This is a genomic window from Streptomyces sp. NPDC058683, assembly GCF_042716195.1.
In the GTDB taxonomy this organism is placed as follows: Bacteria; Actinomycetota; Actinomycetes; order Streptomycetales; family Streptomycetaceae; genus Streptomyces.
The window spans coordinates 15,213-31,572 of sequence record NZ_JBHXSK010000056.1 but is presented as its reverse complement, the minus strand read 5'-3'; the positions used below and the strand labels follow the sequence as shown (position 1 = coordinate 31,572).

The following is a 16,360-nucleotide window of genomic DNA, read 5'->3' as shown; positions in this document are numbered from 1 at the left end:
GTCGGAGGCACCTAAGCGGATTTCCGCGTGGCAGTTCCGCACTCGCCACGCACGCTCTCCGACTTCCAGGATCGGGCCTTCGTGCTCGCGACATGGATGGGAGCGTGAAGGTGACTGGTACGCCAGCGATCGACCTGCGGTCGGTGCGCCGGGTCTACGGATTCGGGCCGTCCGCGACGACCGCCCTCGACGACGTTCACCTGCCGGTACCGGTGGGCCGCTTCGTCAGCCTGATCGGGCCCAGCGGCTGCGGCAAGTCGACGCTGCTGCGGCTCGCGGCCGGTCTGGAGGAACCCGATCACGGCACCGTACGGGTGCACGGCGTCCCGCCGGCCGAGGCGTGCGCCGCCAAGATGATCGGCCTTGTGCCGCAGAGCCCGGCCCTGCTGCCGTGGCTGTCGGTGCTGCGGAACGTCACCCTGCCGCAGAAGATCAACAAGGGTGCGGCGCGGCGCCGGGAGCGGATCGCGGGCTATGCGGAGCGGGCGGTGACCGGTGGTCCCGACATGCGGGAACTCCTGGTCAAGGCCGGCCTCGGCGAGGCCATGCACAAGCTCCCCGCCGAGCTCTCCGGCGGTATGCGGCAACGGGCCGCGATCGTCCGCGCCTTCGGTCTGCGGCCCGACGTCCTCCTCATGGACGAGCCCTTCTCGGCGCTCGACGAGTTCACCCGCGAGAGTCTGCAGGACCAGCTTCTCGACCTCTGGGACGAGCTGAAGACGACCGTCCTGTTCGTCACGCACTCCGTGTCCGAGGCCGTCCGGCTCTCCGACACCGTGGTCGTCATGGCCCCGCACCCCGGCCGCATCGTCGACACCATCGAGATCGACCTGGACCGGCCCCGGGGCGACCGTCTCTTCGGGCAGCGCCGCTTCCACGAGTACGAGGACCTGATCCGGGACCGACTGCGCCGCGCCTGGCACGGCGAAGCGGCGTGAGGGGACGAGACCGATGACCGTCGCCGACGAACGCACCGCGCCCGCCACCGGCGCCCGGCCGCCCGCCGAACCGTCCCGCTACAGCCTGCGGCACCCGAAGTCCCGGATCGCCTGGATCCGCCCCGCCGTCTGGGCGCCGCTCCTCGTGATGCTGGCCCTGCTCGCGGTCCTGTGGCAGTGGGGCGCCGACGAACTGCCCTACCTCCTGCCCCCGTTGCCGAAGATCGGCGCCTCGCTCACCTCCGAGTTCGGCTACTACGTCGACAACGCCCTGGTCACCCTGGGCGAGGCGACGGCCGGTCTGGGGATGGGATTCGCCGCCGCGTTCGTCCTCGCGGTGCTGACGAGTGAACTCCCGCTGCTGCGGCGGGCGGTCATGCCGATCGCGGTCGTCCTCAACGTGACCCCGCTGGTGGCGATCGCGCCCGCCCTGGTCGTCGCCTTCGGCTTCGGCCCGCTGCCCAAACTCCTCATCGCGGCCCTGATCTGCTTCTTCCCGATCCTCATCAACACCGCGGCAGGGCTGCGGTCGGTGCCCCGGCAGGTGCTCCAGGTGTACCGGACGATGGACGCCGGACGCGTCGAACTGCTCTGGTACGTACGCGTCCCCCACGCGCTGCCCTTCCTGTTCGCGGCGCTGCGCATCGTCTTCCCGCTGTCGATCATCGGTGCCGTCGTGGCCGAGATGTCGGCGGCCGGATCGACCCGCGGCCTCGGCACCGTGATCAGCGTGGCCTCGTCGATGAACCAACTCCCGGTCGTGTACGCCTCGATCCTCGTCCTCGCCGTCATGGGCGTCCTGCTGCTGCTCGCCGTGACCCTGGTCGAACGCCGCGTCCTGCACTGGCACGACGACACCCACAACTGACCGAGCCCCAGCACGGACGGTTCCGCCCGAGGTCCGCGACGGCCGGGGCGCATACGACCCATGCCCTCACCCGCCCCACGTCCACCACCGCACGCCCCAACGCCCGGCGGACACCGCCAGTCTGGAGTCACCCATGCAGTCGCGCCTCGCCAGATCCGGTCTCGCCTGCCTCGCCGCCGTCGCCCTGACGGCCGTCGTCGCGGGATGCGGCTCGGGATCCGACACCACCACGTCGAAGGGCTCGGAGGGATCCGCGATCTCCGCCGAGCGCTGTGCCGAGAACAAGGCCGCGGGCAGGATCACCTACCTGTCCGGCTACCAGTACCAGTCGTCGGCGTCGATCCTCGAATACATCGCCGCGAGCAAACTCGGCTACTTCAAGGACCTCTGCCTGAACGTCACCCTCAAGCCCGGCACCGGCGACACCTCGCAGAACACCAAGCTGCTCGCCAGCGGACAGGCCACCGTGAGCCCCGTCGCCGAGCAGGACGTCGTCCAGGCCCGCGCCAACGGCATCGACATCACCGGCGTCTCCTCGTACTCCGACGCCGGCCTGGACATCCTGATGACCGACAAGGACATCACGAAGCTGACGCAGCTCGACGGCAAGGTCGTCGGGCACAAGGGCTATGTGCCCGCCGCGGTCCGGGCGATGCTGGTCAAGGCCGGAGTGAAGTGGGACTCGCTCCAACTGGTCAAGGAGGGCTACGACCCCTCCGTACTGCCCCGCAAGCAGGGCGGCCTCGAAGCGCTCACCGGATTCGTCTCCAACGAGCCCAACCAGCTCAAGGCGGCCGGCCACGACGTCACCGTCTGGAAGCCGGTCGACTACGGCGTCCCCAGCTCGCTGGGCGCGATGGCGGTCAACCCGGCCTTCGCCAAGGCCCACCCGCACGCCGTCGAGGACATCCTGCGCGCCGCCCTGCACGCCTACGACTACTGCGCGGCGAGCGCCGCCCACATCACTGAGTGCGTCGGCTACGCGGCCGACCTGTCGGGACCGACGTACGACAAGAAACTCAACGCGACCATCTGGAAGACCGAGACCCAGGTCGTCAAGGACAACCCGACACCCGGACAGCCGCTCGGCGGCCTCGACCCGAAGAACGTCACAGCGCTCGTCGCCATGCTGCACCAGTTCGCGATCGTGCCCGCCGACGTGACCGCCGACAAGGCCGCGACCTGGTTCGACACGTCGTACGTCAAGAACATCTACGCCGACGACAAGCTCGTCTGGCCGGCTCCGTAGCGCTCGCACCACCCCGACGGAAAGGCCCGCAACGTGCCCACGAAAGAGTACGGAATCTTCCTCCCCATCGGGAACGGCGGCTGGATGCTGTCCACCACCGCACCCCACCCCGAGGCGAGCTACGCCTGGAACAAGCGCGCCGCCGTGCACGCGGAGACCATCGGCCTCGACTTCGTGATGTCGATGGCGAAGTGGCGCGGCTTCGGCGGCAGCACCGACCACTGGGGACGCTCGCTCGAATCGATGACCATGATGGCTGCCCTCGCCGAGGCGACCAGCCGGGTCAGGATCTGGGCGACCCTGCACGCGAACGTCCACAACCCCGCCGTCGCCGCGAAGATGTTCGCCACCCTCCAGGACATCTCCGGCGGCCGCGCCGGCATGAACATCGTCAACGGCTCCTACGCGGGCGAGTTCGAGCAGTTCGGCCAGTGGGACCCGGAACTCGGCCACGAGGACCGCTACCGGATGACGGAGCTGTGGACGGAGGCGGTCACCCGCCTGTGGGCCGAGGACTCCGTCACCATGCACACGCCGTACTTCGACCTGGTCGACTGCGAGTCCCGCCCGCGTCCGGCGGTCCGCCCGACCCTCATCAACGCGGGGCGCTCCGAGGACGCCCGCCGTTTCCAGGCCCGGTACGCCGACGGCGCCTTCCTCGCCGCCGAGAGCCTCGACGAGATGCGCATGCTGTCGGCGGACGTCCACGAGCGGGCCGCGGCGGCCGGCCGCGTCTGCCGGACCTACTCGATGCTCACCGTCGTCCAGGACGAGACCGACGAACTGGCCGCCAAGAAGGTGAAGGAGTGGGGTGCCGGCCTCGACCGGGAGGCGCTCGCCCGTATGCGCAGCACCTGGGGCATCCCCGAGGAACAGGCCCGCGCCTGGGCCGACGGGGCGGACGGGGAGGCGGCGTTCCAGACCCCGTACGTCGCGGGATCGGCGAGCACCGTCACCGACCACATCGAGTACATCGTGCGCGAGGCCGACCTGGACGGACTCATGCTGATCTTCCCGGAGTACGACGAGGACATGCTGCTGTTCGGCGAGACCGTGCTGCCCGAACTGCGGGCCCGGGACGAGGTGACCGCCTGATGCCCGGCACCGACTTGCGGGAGACACGACCGAGCCTGCGGGAGAGACAACTCGCCCACCTCACCCGGCCCGGCAGCGGGCCCGCGCTGGTCGTGGTCGACGTACAGCGCGACTTCGCCGAACCGGACCGCCTGGCGGCCTACGGCCTGACGGATGACTGTCTTTCGGCCGTCGACCTGGCCGTCTCCCGCATCGAACTCCTCGTCACCGCCGCCCGCGAGGCCGAAGTGCCGGTCTTCTGGGTCGAGTTGGGAAGCGATCCGGCGCGCCCCTGGGGCGCGAGCAACTGGCTGCGCGGCGGCGACCACGACGCCCCCATGGGCCCGGACGAGCCGTGCGTCCTCGGCACGGCGGGCGCGCAGTGGTACCGGGTGCGGCCCGCCGAAGGCGAGTTGCGGGTCGTCAAGCGCGGCTACAGCGGGTTCCTCGGCACCGACCTCGACGCGCGGCTGCGCGCGGCGGGCTGCGGCTGGCTGACCGTCGTGGGCCTGACCAGCGAGTGCTGTGTGTACGCGACCGCGCAGGACGCCGTACAGCTGGACTGGCCGGCCGTCGTCCCGCGGGACGCCACCGCCGCCTACGACCTCGACGTCAACGCCGCCGCCCTGGTGCAACTGGGCCTGAACGTTGCCGTGCTCAGCGACGCCGACGAGGTCGTCGGCCTGTGGAAGCGGGGCGTCCGGTGAACGGCATGCACATCGGCTTCGACCTCTCCTTCACCCACACCGAGGGCGCCTGGGCCCGGCCCGGCTCCTGGACCGGGACGGACTTCCCCGACGTCCGCATGTACATGGAACTGGCCCGGACCGCCGAACGCGCCGGCGTCGGCCTGCTGTTCTTCGGCGACGGCAGCGGCATTCCCAGCACCTGGCGCGGGAGCATCGAACCGGCCGTGGAGTGGGGCATCCAGTGGCCGCGCCACGACATGTCCCCGGTCATAGCGGCGATGTCCACGGTCACCGAGCGGATCGGCTTCGGACTGACCTACTCGTCCACTTTCATGCACCCGTTCTACGTCGCCCGGCTGCTGAACTCGCTCGACCATGTCACCGGCGGCCGTATCGCCTTCAACGTGGTCGCCTCCACGCGCGGCGCGGACGCGGCGAACTACGGTTTCGGCGAGCTGATGGACCACGACCTGCGCTACGAGCGGATGGAGGAGTTCGTCGCGGTCTGCCGTGCCCTGTGGGACTCGGTGGCACCCGACGCCATCGTCCGCGACCGGGACACGGGCCGCTTCGCCGACCCGGCCAAGGTGCACCCGATCGACCACAAGGGCCGCTTCTTCACCGTGAAGGGCCCGCTCGCCTCCGTGCCCAGCCCCCAGTACCACCCGCTCGTCGTCCAGGCCGGCAACTCGCCCCGTGGCATCGCCGCCTCCGCTCGCTTCGCCGACCTGATCTTCGGCTTCGGCGGCAACCTCGCCGCCCAGCAGCGGCACCGCAAGCTGCTCGACGAGGCGCTTCTCGCCGAGGGCCGCGACCCGGCCGGCGTGGGCATCCTGTGGGCCACCCAGGTCATCGTCGGCCGTACGACGGCAGAGGCGCGGGCCCGCCGCGACGCGGCACTCGCCTTCTGGAACGAGGAGACCGTCGCCACCCACCTCTCCCACAACATGGGCTACGACCTCTCCACGCTCCCGGAGTCGTTCCGTCTCGGCGAGCTGCGGGACGAGATCGTCGCGGCCAACGCCAGCCCGGCCGGTCTCGTCGGTTCGCTCGTCGCGGAGTTCGGCACCGAGCGCCCGATGAGCCGCGAGGAGTTCTTCGCGCACGCCCGCAGCAGGGCGACCGGGCTCGACCACGGCATCGTCGGGGACCCCGCCGCCGTCGCCGACGCACTGGAGGAGAACTTCGCGGCGACCGGATCGCGCGGCGGATTCATGTTCTCCAGCCCGCTGGCCATGCCCTCCGGCTTCGCCGACATCTCCGAACTGCTCCTCCCCGAGCTGCGCCGCCGTGACAGCCTCGCCCCGGCCTACCCCGGCACCACGCTCCGCGAGAACCTGGCGGTGTGAGATGACCGCAGGAAGCGAGCGGCGCGACTGGCTCGCCCTCGCCAGCCTGTGCGCGGGGTTCTTCATGCTGCTGCTGGACAGCACCGTCACCTCGGTCGCGCTGCCCGCGCTGATCAGCGGCCTGCACACCACCGAGACCCTCGCGATCTGGGTCAACAGCGGCTACCTCATCGCCTGCGCCGTCCCTTTGATCATCGCGGGCCGGCTGGGCGACCGCTACGGCCACCGGCGCGTCCTGCTCGCCGGCCTCGCGGCCTTCACGTTCGGCTCGCTGCTGTGCGCGCTGGCCCCGACCGTCGAGGCCCTCGTCGCCTGGCGGGTGGTCCAGGGCATCGGCGCCGCGCTGATGACCCCGCAGTGCCTCACCGTCATCAAGGCGCTGTTCCAGCCGCCCCGCCTCGCCGTCGCGCTCGGCACCTGGGGCGCGGTCGGCGGGGCGGCGGTGGCCGCGGGGCCGCTGGTCGGCGGCCTGCTCGTCGCCGTCGGCGGCTGGCCCGCGGTGTTCTGGGTCAACGTGCCCATCGGTATCGCGGTGATGGCCGCCGTGGCCGCGTTCGTACCCGCGCTGCCCCGTCAGGAGGCCGCCATCCCGGTCTGGGCGATGTGCCTGAACGCGGCCGGTGCCGGAGCACTCGTCCTCGGCGTCCAGGGCACGGACGCGGCGCGCGCCGACGTCCGGGGCATCCCGCGCGGTCTGCTCGCCGCCGTCGGCGCGCTGCTCGTCGTCCTGGTCGTCTGGCTGCAACGCCGGTCGGGGAAGCGGGCGTTGGTGCCGATCGCCGTACTGCGCAGCCGCGGGTTCGTCACCGCGGCCTGGGGCGCCGCCGCGGCCTCCTTCTGCTCGGGCTCGGCGATGATCCCGCTGATGCTCTACCTCCAGCGGGAGCGCGGGCTCAGCCCCGGCGCGGCGGCACTGACCCTCGTACCGATGGGCGTGGTGTGCGTGCTCGGGGCCCCGGTCTCGGCCCGCCTCAACAACGGGATCGGGACACGTGCCGTGGCCGTCGTCGGCTCGTCCGCCCTCGTCCTGTCCGTCGGAGCCTCGGCGGCGCTGGTCGCCACGGACGCGCCGATCCCCGTCCTGACCGCCGTCTTCGCGGTGTACGGGGTCGCCAACTCGTTCGTCTGGTCGCCCTTCTCCATCGCCGCCGTGACCACGGTCGCCCCGGACGAGGTCGGGGCGGCGTCGGGCACCTTCAACGCCATGAAACAACTCGGCGCGGTCCTGGGCAGCGCGGTCTGCGCCGTGCTGCTGGCCGGGTTCGGCTACGCGGCCACCCTGGGCTCGCTCGCCGCCGTAGGACTGCTCACTCTCCTCGCCTCCGTGCTCCTGCGGACCGGCCACCACCCCGGGGCGGGACCTCCCGGGACGACCGCCGCAACCCCCCGACTACCCACAGGAGTCGCCTGATGAAGGCTGCCGCCGTCGTCGGAAACCCCCAGGCCGCCGCACGCGCCCGCGACGCCGTCGAGCGGGTACGGACCGCCGGCGTCGTGATCGCGGCCTGTCCCACCTGCAAGGGCACCTGCACCACGGACGACTCCCCGGCCCGCCGGACGGGCCGGTGGGGACCGGCCGCACTCGACACGGCGAAGGCGAGGACCGCACGATGACGACGCCGGAGGGCTTCACCTCGGATCCCGGCGACATACAGAGGGCGTTCTCCGGATTCCCTTCCGGCATCGCCGCCCTCTCCGCGCGCGTCCACGGCGAACCGACCGTCATGATCGTGTCGTCGTTCGCCGTCGGCGTCTCCCACCGCCCGCCCATGGTCTCCTTCGCCATCCAGCGCACCTCGACGACCTGGCCGACGCTCGCCCGCGCACGGACGATCGGCGTCTCCGTCCTCGGCGAGGAACACAGCGGCAAGGCCCGTCAGCTCGCGTCCCGCAGCAAGGAGGGCCGCCTCGTGGGCCTCGGCACCCTGGAGACGGCAGCGGGCGCCATCTTCCTGGAGGGCGCCCCGATCTGGCTGGAGTGCACCGTCGAGCACACCTACCCGGCCGGCGACCACGACATCATCGTGCTCCGCGTCCTCGCCATGATGACCGACGACGACCGGAGTCCGGTGGTGTGGCACCGGCGCGAACTGAAGATGCTGGCGGGGTGAGGCGGGGACGAGAACACCTCCCCGGCGGTCTCGGCAGGCGTCATGGCGGGAAGCCTGCCCCGCCCCGCCCGTCGGCTACTCCTCGAACAGGGCTTCCTGCTCGCCCTCCCGCTCCCGCTGCAACCGCTGGTTCCGGGCCCCGATCACCGCCGCCGTGACCGCCGCCGTCACCCCCAGCGCCACCGGGACCATCCAGCCCCGGTCGAAGACATGCCCGAACGTGTGGTCCAGGGAGAGCCGGCCGGGACCCGAGACCGCCAGGCCGGTGGCGGCCAGGCCCAGGCTCGCCGCGTACTCGTAGCCGCCCTCCGCCGCGAAGAAGCCGTTCGGCATGTGCAGCGCGGCCGCGCCCGCCATCGCGCCGGCCGCCGCGGCCCCCGCCGCCGGGGTCGCCAGGCCCAGCGCCAGCAGCGTGCCGCCGCCCGTCTCCGCCAGCCCCGCCGCCAGCGCGCTCTGCCGTCCGGGCGCGTACCCCACCGACTCCATGAACTGGCCCGTGCCCTCGATCCCGCCGCCGCCGAACCAGCCGAACAGCTTCTGCGCGCCGTGTGCCACCAGTACCCCGCCGGTCCCCAGCCGGAGCAGCAGCAGGCCCACATCACGTCGGTCGTAGCAGGTCACGGTGGCTCCTCCGGCCGGGGGTGCGATCAGGTCTCCACCGTCGCACCGGGACACCCGGCCGGCCCGTCCGCGGCGCCGTTAGGGTGGCGGGCCCCCGGCCGCGGTGTGACGCTGACTGACATGACGATTCACACCGACCGACTCAGCGACCCGGCCGTCCGCGCCTTCGTCGGCGCCGTCAACGCCGGTGACCGCGCGAGCCTCCTGGGGCTCCTCACCCCGGACGCGACCATGGCCGACGACGGCTCCGACCGCGACCTCGCCGACTGGATCGACCGCGAGATCTTCTCCTCCCACGGTCACCTGGACGTCGACAGCGAGTCCCGCGACGGCCGCTCCCTGGTCGCCGGCTACCGCAACGACACCTGGGGCGAGATGCGCACCAAGTGGTCCTTCACCGTCGAGGACGACGGCCGTATCTCCCGCTTCGAGACCGGGCAGGCCTGACAACTCCGCTGTCCGCCCCCTTGTCTTCGTGTGCGCTTCAACTCCTAGCGTCTCGGGCATGGACAGCTACCGCACCACCAGGACCCTGGGACGTTCCGGCATCGAGATCAGCGCGCTCGGCTTCGGCTGCTGGGCCATCGGCGGCGAGTGGCAGGACGGCACCGGGCAGCCGCTCGGCTGGGGCAAGGTCGACGACGAGGAGTCCGTACGGGCGGTCCACCGCGCCCTCGACCTCGGCGTCACCTTCTTCGACACCGCCGACACCTACGGCACCGGACACAGCGAGCGCGTCCTCGGCCGTGCCCTCGGCAGGCGCCGGGACGAGGTGGTCGTCGCCACCAAGTGGGGCAACGTCTTCGACGAGGAGACCCGCACGCTCACCGGCAGCGACGACTCCCCGGCGTACGTCCGCCGCGCCCTCACCGCCTCGCTGCGCCGCCTCGGCACCGACCACGTCGACCTCTACCAGCTGCACCTCGGCGACGCCGACCCGGCCCGCGCCGCCGAACTCCGCGATGTCTGCGAGGAGTTGGTGGCGGAGGGGCTGATCAGGGCGTACGGCTGGAGCACCGACGACCCGGCCCGCGCCGCCGTCTTCGCCAAGGGGCCGCACTGCGCGGCCGTCCAGCACACCCTCAACGTGCTCCAGGACGCGCCTGAGCTCCTCCAGGTGGCGGCGGACCTGGACCTCGCCGCCGTCAACCGCGGCCCGCTCGCCATGGGGCTGCTCGCCGGCCGGCGCGGCGGGACCGGCGCCGGGGACATCCGCAGCACGCCGCCGGCCTGGCTGCCCGGGTTCGGGGACGGGTCCGGGCCCGATCCCGAGTGGGTCGCGCGGATCGACGCGCTGCGGGCCGTCCTCACCAGCGGCGGCCGTACCCTCGCGCAGGGCGCCCTCGCCTGGATCTGGGCCCGCAGCCCGCGGACGGTCCCCATCCCCGGCTTCCGGTCCGTCGCACAGGCCGAGGACAACGCCGGCGCGATGGCGAAGGGGCCGCTCACCGCCGGGCAGCTGGCCGAGATCGACCGGCTGCTCGGGCGCTGAACGGCCCCTGCGGGGAGGTCAGTAGCCCTGTCCGCCGCCGTACTGCTGCTGCACGTACGGCTGCTGGCCGTAGCCCTGCTGCTGCGGGCCGTCGTAGCCGGCCGCCTGCTGTGCGTACTGCTGTCCGCGGCCCTGCTCGGTGAGGGTGATCTGGCCGGCCTTGATGGTGGCCAGGCGTGGGGCGCGGCGGGCGATGGAGGAGTCGTGGGTGACCATGATGAAGGTCAGCCGGTACTCGTGCCACAGGCCCTCCAGCAGGCCCATGATGTCGTCCCGGGTGCCCTCGTCGAGGTTGCCGGTGGGCTCGTCGGCGAGCAGCACCTTCGGCTTCTTCACCAGCGCACGGGCGATGGCGACCCGCTGCTGCTGGCCGCCGGAGAGCTCCGCGGGGGCGTGGGTGAGGCGTTCGCCCAGGCCCACCGAGCGCAGCGCCTCCGCCGCCCGCTCGCGCCGCTCGGCCGGCTTCACGCCGAGCGGCACCAGGGCCGTCTCGACGTTCTCCTGCGCGGTGAGCGTCGGGATCAGGTTGAACGACTGGAAGATGATGCCGATCTTCTCGGCCCGCAGTCGGGTCAGCTTCGCCTCGCTGATGCGCGCGAGGTCGACGCCGTCCAGCTCGACACTGCCCTCGGTCGGACGGTCCAGGCCGCCGATCATCTGGAGCAGGGTCGACTTGCCGCCGCCGGTCGGGCCCTGGATGACGAGCTGGTCGCCGTCCTCGATGGTCAGGTCGATGCCGCGCAGCGCCTCGACCGTCTCCTTGCCCCGGGTGTAGCGCTTGGCGACTCCGGTGAGTCTGTACATGGGTTCTCCACAAGGTGGTAAGGGGGTGGGGCGCCGCGTCCCGGGGGGAGTGGTGGCGCGGCGCCCCGGTTCAGGGGCCGGCGGTGTTAGGAGACGCTGCGCAGGGCGTCGGCCGGGCGCATCCGGGAGGCGCGCCAGCCGCCCATCGCGCCGGCGATCAGACCGCCGGTGACCGCGAGGCCGACCGCGAGCGCGATGGTGGTGACGGAGACCGGCGCGGTCAGCGCGATCTCCAGGGTGTTCTGGGAGGCCTGCTGGCCGGGGCCGCCGCCGCCCGGGCCGCCGCCCATGCCGCCACCGCCGCCGGTGGTGCTGCCCACCTGGGCAGTGAGCTTCGGGCTGATCGCGGTGACCACGTAGGCCGCGCCGACGCCGAAGGCGATGCCGAGGGCGCCGCCGATCAGGCCGTTGACCATGGACTCGCCGACGACCTGCCGGGTGACGTTGCGGGAGGGCCAGCCCAGCGCCTTCAGGGTGCCGAACTCACGCACCCGGCGGGACACCGCGGAGGAGGTCAGCAGCGCCGCCACCAGGAAGGCCGCCACCAGCACCGCGATGGACAGCCACTTGCCGACGCTGGTCGCCAGGCTGGAGGCGGTGGAGAGGGAACCGGAGACGGTGGACGCCAGGTCGGCGGAGGTGGTGACCGTCGTGCCGGAGATGTTGGACGTGATCTCCTTCTTCACGGTGGAGATCTGCTTGGAGTCGGTCGCCTTGACGTAGATCGTGGTGACCTGGTTCTTGGCGTCGGCGAGGGTCTGCGCCGGCTTCAGCGGGATGTAGACGTCGGTGTCGGACTCGCTGCTGTCCGGGGTCGCGATGCCGATGACCGTGAACTTGGTGCCGGAGATCTTGAAGGTCGAGCCGACCTTGTACTTCTTCTCCTTGGCGTACGACTTGCTGATGACCGCGACCTTGGCACTGGTCTGCGCCGAGGTGAAGGTCTTGCCCGAGGTGATCTTCATCGTGGACAGCGGGCCGAGGCCCTGGTGGGCCACGTCGACGCCGGCCACGGAGTAGCTGTTGACGTTGAAGTTGGCGCCGCCGCCCTGGACCTGGGGCTGGCCGGTGGAGGTGCCGGCGCCCGGCTGGCCCTGGCCACCGCCGCCGCTGTTGCTGCTGCTGCCGCTGGAGCTCTGCGCCTTGCCCTGGGTGAAGGAGCCGTCGACCTTGGTGACGTTCAGGGAGAGCGCTCCGACCGCGCTCTCCACGCCCTTCTGCGCGGCGACCTTGGTGACCAGGGTCGACTTCAGGGCCTGACCTCCCTGCGTCTGCACCCGGTCCGAACTCTGCGTGGAGCTGCTGCTGGACTTGGCGTCGAACTTGAAGTTCGGACCGCCAGAGCTGCCCGAGGTGGGTGCCGTACGGGCCTTGGTGACCGTCATGTCGGTACCGAGGCCGTAAAGCGACTTGAGGACCTTGTCCTGCGCCTGGGTCATACCGGCCGACACGGAGTTGACCGTGATGACCAGCGCGATTCCGAGCGCCAGACCCAGTGCGATGACCAGGGCCGCCTTCTTTCTGCGGCCCAGTTCGCGCTTGAGATAGATGCCAAACATCCCGTTCCTCGAAGGTTCTTGGCGCCCGCTGTGGACGCGAGCTCAAGCTAGGGAGAAACCTTTGAGTCACACTGGGTAAAAGATGTGTCAGAGCTGAGAAAGCTCGTAGTCTTATCAAACTTTCATAAGACAGCAAATTCCTATCGAGGCGGGGGGCCTCCCAGGAAACCGCTGTTCGATGCGGTGTACGGTCCCGGGGTGCGCGATTCCTCTCGGCTGACCAGGCGTGCCGTCCTCGGACTGACGGCCGCCGCTCTTCCCCTTTCCCCCCTTTCCATGGCGACCCCTGCCTCCGCCGCCACCGTCATAGGCGGCGAGCGCCTCGCCCGCGGCGGCGTCCAGGTGCGCGGTGCCACCGGTCTTCCCAAGAAGATCACCGCCCACGCCTGGCTGCTCGCCGACTGCGAGAGCGGGGAGGTGCTGGCCTCCTTCGACGCGCACCGGCGTCTGGCGCCCGCGTCCACCCTGAAGATGCTGTTCGCGGACACCGTGCTGAAGAAGTTCGAGCGGACCGAGCGCTACAGGGTCAAGGACGCCGACATCTCCGACGTCCCGGCCGGCTCCAGCCTGGTCGGCATCAAGCCCGGCATCACCTACACCGTCGAGCAGCTGTGGCAGGGCGTCTTCCTGCGCTCCGGCAACGACGCCGTGCACGTCCTCGCCCACATGAACGGCGGCATCGCGAAGACCGTCGCCGAGATGCAGGCCAAGGCGGCCGACCTCCAGGCCCTCGACACCCGAGTGGTCAGCCCCGACGGCTTCGACCACCCCGGCCAGCTGTCCTCCGCCTACGACCTGACCCTCTTCGCCCGGCACGGGCTGAAGGACGACGACTTCCGGGGCTACTGCGGGACCAGGACCGCGAACTTCCCGGCCGGCGGCAAGAAGACCTTCCAGATCCAGAACACCGACCGCCTGCTCACCGGCTCCTGGGGACTCGGCGTCTACAAGGGCCTGTTCGGCGTCAAGAACGGCTACACCAGCCACGCCGGCAACACCTTCACCGGCGGCGCCACCCGCGGCGGCCGCACCCTGCTGGTCACCGTGATGCACCCCGACAGCGGCAGCAACGCCGTCTACGAGGAGACCGCCGCGCTGCTCGACTGGGGCTTCGGGAAGGGGAGTTCGGCGCAGGCGGTGGGCATGCTGGTCGATCCGCTGAGCGAGGGCGGCGCGAGCGCGAGCCCGTCGCCGACGACGGCCAAGGGCGCCGCGGGAGCGGCCGGGACAGGGGCCGCGGCCGGCTCGGGGTCGTCCGGGCCGTCGCCGTGGCGGCTCGCGGAGGGCGGCGCGGGAACGCTCGCGCTGCTGGGCGCGGGGGCCTGGGCGCTGCGCCGGCGTCGCCGGGCGGCCGGAGCCGGCGCCGGCTCGGACGGCACACCGGTGAGTTGACGTCACGCGGCAGCCGTCCCGCCCACCGGTGCGTACCCGCGGTCCCGCACGGGTCCACCCCCACCCGGTCCGGTGGGACGGCTGCCGCCTCCCCCCTCGGTGTGGTCGGCGGAACACCAGAGCCTCAACTGTGAAGTTCTGGTGGAGGAAAGTTGAGCATAGGCGCGTTACCGGCCGCAATACCGCGGACGTTTGAATTCCGTTTGTGCACGTTGCGAAGGTCCGGGCTGAACGGTGGTTCAGCCCCGTCCCACGTACGGCATCGCCGTCGCCAGCACCGTCGCGAACTGCACGTTCGCCGCCAGCGGCAGCTCGGCCATGTGCCGGACGGTACGCGCCACATCGGCCACGTCCATCACGGGTTCCGGGGCGATCTCCCCGTTCGCCTGCAGGGCGCCGGTCTGCATCCGGGCCGTCATGTCCGTGGCCGCGTTGCCGATGTCGATCTGCCCGACCGCGATGCCGTACGGCCGCCCGTCCAGGGACAGCGACTTGGTGAGGCCGGTCAGCGCGTGCTTGGTCGCGGTGTAGGGGGCGGAGTTCGGGCGGGGCGTGTGCGCCGAGATGGACCCGTTGTTGATGATCCGGCCGCCCTGCGGCTCCTGCTCCTTCATCTGCCGGAACGCCGCCTGCGCGCACAGGAACGCCCCGTTGAGGTTGGTGTCCACGACATGCCGCCACGCCTCGTAGGCGAGATCCTCCACGGGCACCCCGCCGGGCCCGAACGTCCCCGCGTTGTTGAACAGCAGGTCCACCCGCCCGAACCGCGCCACGACCGCCGCGAACAGCCCGGCCACGTCCTCCGGTTGCGCCACGTCCGTGCGTACGACGAGGCAGGCGCCCTCGGGCACCAGTCCCGCCGTCTCCTCCAGCGTCCGGGGCCGCCGCCCGGCCAGCGCCACCGACCAGCCGGCCCGCAGCAGCTCCACGGCGACGGCCCGCCCCACACCGGAACCGGCGCCGGTGACCACCGCGATCTTCGATTGCTTGGCATCCATGGGCCAGCAGCGTAGGCGCTCCGCTGGGGAGGGCCGTGTTGGGTCGTTGGCTGCGGCTGCGGCTGCGGCTGCGTCGTGGCTGGGCGCGCCCACGTGGCGGAGCCGCATGTCGGATACCGCCCCGCGCCCCTTCGGGGCGCTTAGCCCGCGTAGCGGACGCCGATCAGCTCCCGGAGGGTGTCCAGGGTGCGCATGACCGCCAGGGTGCCGTCGAGCGGGACCAGGGGGGACTCCTTCTCGCCGGCCCGCAGGGCGCGCATGACCTCCCGGGCCTCGTGGCGCAGGGTGTTGCGGGGGCCGTCGGCCGGGTCCAGGGCGAACTCCTCGGGGTCGCGGCCGTCGCGGTGCAGGACGAAGCGTTCGGGGTTGAAGAAGCCGTCCGGGATGTCGATCCGGCCCCGGGAGCCGGTGACCGAGGCGGTGGTGCCGGTGCCGCCCACGATGGAGCAGTGCACCGCCGCGAGAGCACCGCTCTCCCAGGAGAGCAGCGCACCCGTCTGGAGATCGACGCCCTCGTCCGAGAGCACCGCTCGCGCCGACAGTCCGTCCGGCTCGCCGAGCAGCAGATGCGCGAACGACACCGGGTACACGCCCAGGTCCAGCAGCGCGCCCCCGCCCAGCGCCGGGTCCCGCAGCCGGTGCGCCGGCGGGAACGGCCCCTCGAGGCCGAAGTCCGCCTGCACGGTCCGCACCTCGCCGATCGCACCGTCCCCGACCAGCGCCTTCAGCCGCCGCACCAGCGGGTTGCAGTACATCCACATCGCCTCCATCAGGAAGCGGTCGTGCTCCTTGGCCAGCGCGACCAGTTCCCCGGCCTCGCGGGCGTCGATCGTGAACGCCTTCTCGCACAGCACGTTCCGCCCCGCCTCCAGGCACAGCCCGGCGGCCGCCCGGTGCGCCGAGTGCGGAGTGGCGACGTACACGACATCGATGTCCTCATCGCGGGCCAGCGACTCCCAGTCGCCGTACGCCCGCCCGATCCCGAACCGCTCCGCGAACGCCTCCGCGGACTCCGGGGACCGCGAGGCCACCGCCGCGATCTCCGCGTCCGGCAGATCCACCAGGTCCGCCGCGAACGCGGCCGCGATCCCGCCGGTCGCCAGGATCCCCCACCGCACACTCTGCTCAGCCATCCCGGCCGCCCCACCCTCGCTCATGTGTTTCCAGGCAGTCCCTACGAGCTGAGAGCATAGGCGGCGGACATCGGGGTCCACCA

17 protein-coding genes are annotated in these 16,360 nt (G+C 71.7%); 12 read left to right on the top strand and 5 right to left on the bottom strand.

Annotated elements, in window-relative coordinates; all coding sequences use genetic code 11:
• Positions 1–110 precede the first annotated feature (110 nt).
• The 9 genes from ACFWXC_RS42905 to ACFWXC_RS42865 all read left to right on the top strand — a co-directional run bounded on the left by ACFWXC_RS42905 (position 111) and on the right by ACFWXC_RS42865 (position 8,278).
• Positions 111–938 carry an ABC transporter ATP-binding protein gene (locus ACFWXC_RS42905; RefSeq protein ID WP_384487887.1) on the top strand — a complete coding sequence of 276 codons (828 nt, stop codon included), beginning with the start codon at positions 111–113 and terminating at the stop codon, positions 936–938.
• A 13-nt stretch (positions 939–951) separates the two neighbouring features.
• Entirely contained in the window at positions 952–1,806 is an 855-nt protein-coding gene (locus ACFWXC_RS42900; protein WP_384487886.1) for an ABC transporter permease, read from the top strand.
• Between the two features lie 133 nt (positions 1,807–1,939).
• Positions 1,940–3,055 carry an ABC transporter substrate-binding protein gene (locus ACFWXC_RS42895; RefSeq protein ID WP_384487884.1) on the top strand — a complete coding sequence of 372 codons (1,116 nt, stop codon included), beginning with the start codon at positions 1,940–1,942 and terminating at the stop codon, positions 3,053–3,055.
• A 33-nt stretch (positions 3,056–3,088) separates the two neighbouring features.
• The gene (locus ACFWXC_RS42890) at positions 3,089–4,150 is read left to right on the top strand and encodes an LLM class flavin-dependent oxidoreductase (protein ID WP_384487882.1); all 1,062 of its coding nucleotides are present in this window, start codon (positions 3,089–3,091) and stop codon (positions 4,148–4,150) included.
• Positions 4,150–4,836: a cysteine hydrolase family protein gene (locus tag ACFWXC_RS42885; RefSeq protein ID WP_384487880.1), complete on the top strand. Its 687-nt coding sequence runs from the start codon at positions 4,150–4,152 to the stop codon at positions 4,834–4,836. The genes ACFWXC_RS42890 and ACFWXC_RS42885 overlap by 1 nt, the downstream gene beginning before the upstream one ends.
• A 5-nt stretch (positions 4,837–4,841) precedes the next feature.
• Positions 4,842–6,167: an NtaA/DmoA family FMN-dependent monooxygenase gene (locus ACFWXC_RS42880; RefSeq protein WP_384487965.1), complete on the top strand. Its 1,326-nt coding sequence runs from the start codon at positions 4,842–4,844 to the stop codon at positions 6,165–6,167.
• A 1-nt stretch (position 6,168) separates the two neighbouring features.
• Entirely contained in the window at positions 6,169–7,578 is a 1,410-nt protein-coding gene (locus tag ACFWXC_RS42875) for an MFS transporter (RefSeq protein ID WP_384487878.1), read from the top strand.
• The gene (locus ACFWXC_RS42870) at positions 7,578–7,781 is read left to right on the top strand and encodes a hypothetical protein (RefSeq protein WP_384487876.1); all 204 of its coding nucleotides are present in this window, start codon (positions 7,578–7,580) and stop codon (positions 7,779–7,781) included. The genes ACFWXC_RS42875 and ACFWXC_RS42870 overlap by 1 nt, the downstream gene beginning before the upstream one ends.
• Positions 7,778–8,278, top strand: a complete 501-nt coding sequence (locus ACFWXC_RS42865; RefSeq protein ID WP_384487874.1) for a flavin reductase family protein — start codon at positions 7,778–7,780, stop codon at positions 8,276–8,278. Before ACFWXC_RS42870 ends, ACFWXC_RS42865 begins: the two co-directional genes overlap by 4 nt.
• Positions 8,279–8,353: 75 nt before the next feature.
• On the opposite strand, the gene ACFWXC_RS42860 is transcribed toward ACFWXC_RS42865, so the two are convergent.
• Positions 8,354–8,899, bottom strand: a complete 546-nt coding sequence (locus ACFWXC_RS42860; RefSeq protein ID WP_384487872.1) for a DoxX family protein — start codon at positions 8,897–8,899, stop codon at positions 8,354–8,356.
• A gap of 120 nt (positions 8,900–9,019) precedes the next feature.
• Between ACFWXC_RS42860 and ACFWXC_RS42855 the strand changes: the two genes are divergently transcribed.
• Both ACFWXC_RS42855 and ACFWXC_RS42850 read left to right on the top strand, forming a co-directional pair.
• Positions 9,020–9,346: a nuclear transport factor 2 family protein gene (locus ACFWXC_RS42855; RefSeq protein ID WP_384487870.1), complete on the top strand. Its 327-nt coding sequence runs from the start codon at positions 9,020–9,022 to the stop codon at positions 9,344–9,346.
• 58 nt (positions 9,347–9,404) lie between these two features.
• Positions 9,405–10,391 carry an aldo/keto reductase gene (locus ACFWXC_RS42850; RefSeq protein WP_384487868.1) on the top strand — a complete coding sequence of 329 codons (987 nt, stop codon included), beginning with the start codon at positions 9,405–9,407 and terminating at the stop codon, positions 10,389–10,391.
• 18 nt (positions 10,392–10,409) lie between these two features.
• Here the strand turns inward: ACFWXC_RS42850 and ACFWXC_RS42845 are convergent, their stop codons facing one another.
• The gene (locus ACFWXC_RS42845) at positions 10,410–11,195 is read right to left on the bottom strand and encodes an ABC transporter ATP-binding protein (protein ID WP_384487866.1); all 786 of its coding nucleotides are present in this window, start codon (positions 11,193–11,195) and stop codon (positions 10,410–10,412) included.
• Positions 11,196–11,281: 86 nt separating this feature from the next.
• A complete protein-coding gene (locus ACFWXC_RS42840; protein WP_384487864.1) occupies positions 11,282–12,754 on the bottom strand; it encodes an ABC transporter permease in 1,473 nt (490 codons plus the stop codon).
• A gap of 198 nt (positions 12,755–12,952) precedes the next feature.
• On the opposite strand from ACFWXC_RS42840, the gene ACFWXC_RS42835 reads away from it, so the two are divergent.
• Positions 12,953–14,146 (top strand): D-alanyl-D-alanine carboxypeptidase family protein, encoded by a 1,194-nt coding sequence (locus ACFWXC_RS42835; protein ID WP_384487862.1) that lies wholly within the window; start codon positions 12,953–12,955, stop codon positions 14,144–14,146.
• Positions 14,147–14,385: 239 nt separating this feature from the next.
• Here ACFWXC_RS42835 and ACFWXC_RS42830 read toward each other — a convergent pair whose 3' ends face one another.
• Positions 14,386–15,144 (bottom strand): SDR family oxidoreductase, encoded by a 759-nt coding sequence (locus ACFWXC_RS42830; RefSeq protein WP_384487860.1) that lies wholly within the window; start codon positions 15,142–15,144, stop codon positions 14,386–14,388.
• A gap of 140 nt (positions 15,145–15,284) precedes the next feature.
• Positions 15,285–16,277: a Gfo/Idh/MocA family protein gene (locus ACFWXC_RS42825; protein WP_384487858.1), complete on the bottom strand. Its 993-nt coding sequence runs from the start codon at positions 16,275–16,277 to the stop codon at positions 15,285–15,287.
• Between the last annotated feature and the right edge of the window lie 83 nt (positions 16,278–16,360).

Coding starts and splice junctions, on each gene's coding strand:
- ACFWXC_RS42830 (WP_384487860.1), bottom strand. CDS start 15,144: ATGGATGCCAAGCAATCGAAGATCGCGGTGGTCACCGGCGCCGGTTCC.
- ACFWXC_RS42855 (WP_384487870.1), top strand. CDS start 9,020: ATGACGATTCACACCGACCGACTCAGCGACCCGGCCGTCCGCGCCTTC.
- ACFWXC_RS42875 (WP_384487878.1), top strand. CDS start 6,169: ATGACCGCAGGAAGCGAGCGGCGCGACTGGCTCGCCCTCGCCAGCCTG.
- ACFWXC_RS42900 (WP_384487886.1), top strand. CDS start 952: ATGACCGTCGCCGACGAACGCACCGCGCCCGCCACCGGCGCCCGGCCG.
- ACFWXC_RS42825 (WP_384487858.1), bottom strand. CDS start 16,277: ATGGCTGAGCAGAGTGTGCGGTGGGGGATCCTGGCGACCGGCGGGATC.
- ACFWXC_RS42845 (WP_384487866.1), bottom strand. CDS start 11,195: ATGTACAGACTCACCGGAGTCGCCAAGCGCTACACCCGGGGCAAGGAG.
- ACFWXC_RS42880 (WP_384487965.1), top strand. CDS start 4,842: ATGCACATCGGCTTCGACCTCTCCTTCACCCACACCGAGGGCGCCTGG.
- ACFWXC_RS42885 (WP_384487880.1), top strand. CDS start 4,150: ATGCCCGGCACCGACTTGCGGGAGACACGACCGAGCCTGCGGGAGAGA.
- ACFWXC_RS42865 (WP_384487874.1), top strand. CDS start 7,778: ATGACGACGCCGGAGGGCTTCACCTCGGATCCCGGCGACATACAGAGG.
- ACFWXC_RS42895 (WP_384487884.1), top strand. CDS start 1,940: ATGCAGTCGCGCCTCGCCAGATCCGGTCTCGCCTGCCTCGCCGCCGTC.
- ACFWXC_RS42840 (WP_384487864.1), bottom strand. CDS start 12,754: ATGTTTGGCATCTATCTCAAGCGCGAACTGGGCCGCAGAAAGAAGGCG.
- ACFWXC_RS42870 (WP_384487876.1), top strand. CDS start 7,578: ATGAAGGCTGCCGCCGTCGTCGGAAACCCCCAGGCCGCCGCACGCGCC.
- ACFWXC_RS42850 (WP_384487868.1), top strand. CDS start 9,405: ATGGACAGCTACCGCACCACCAGGACCCTGGGACGTTCCGGCATCGAG.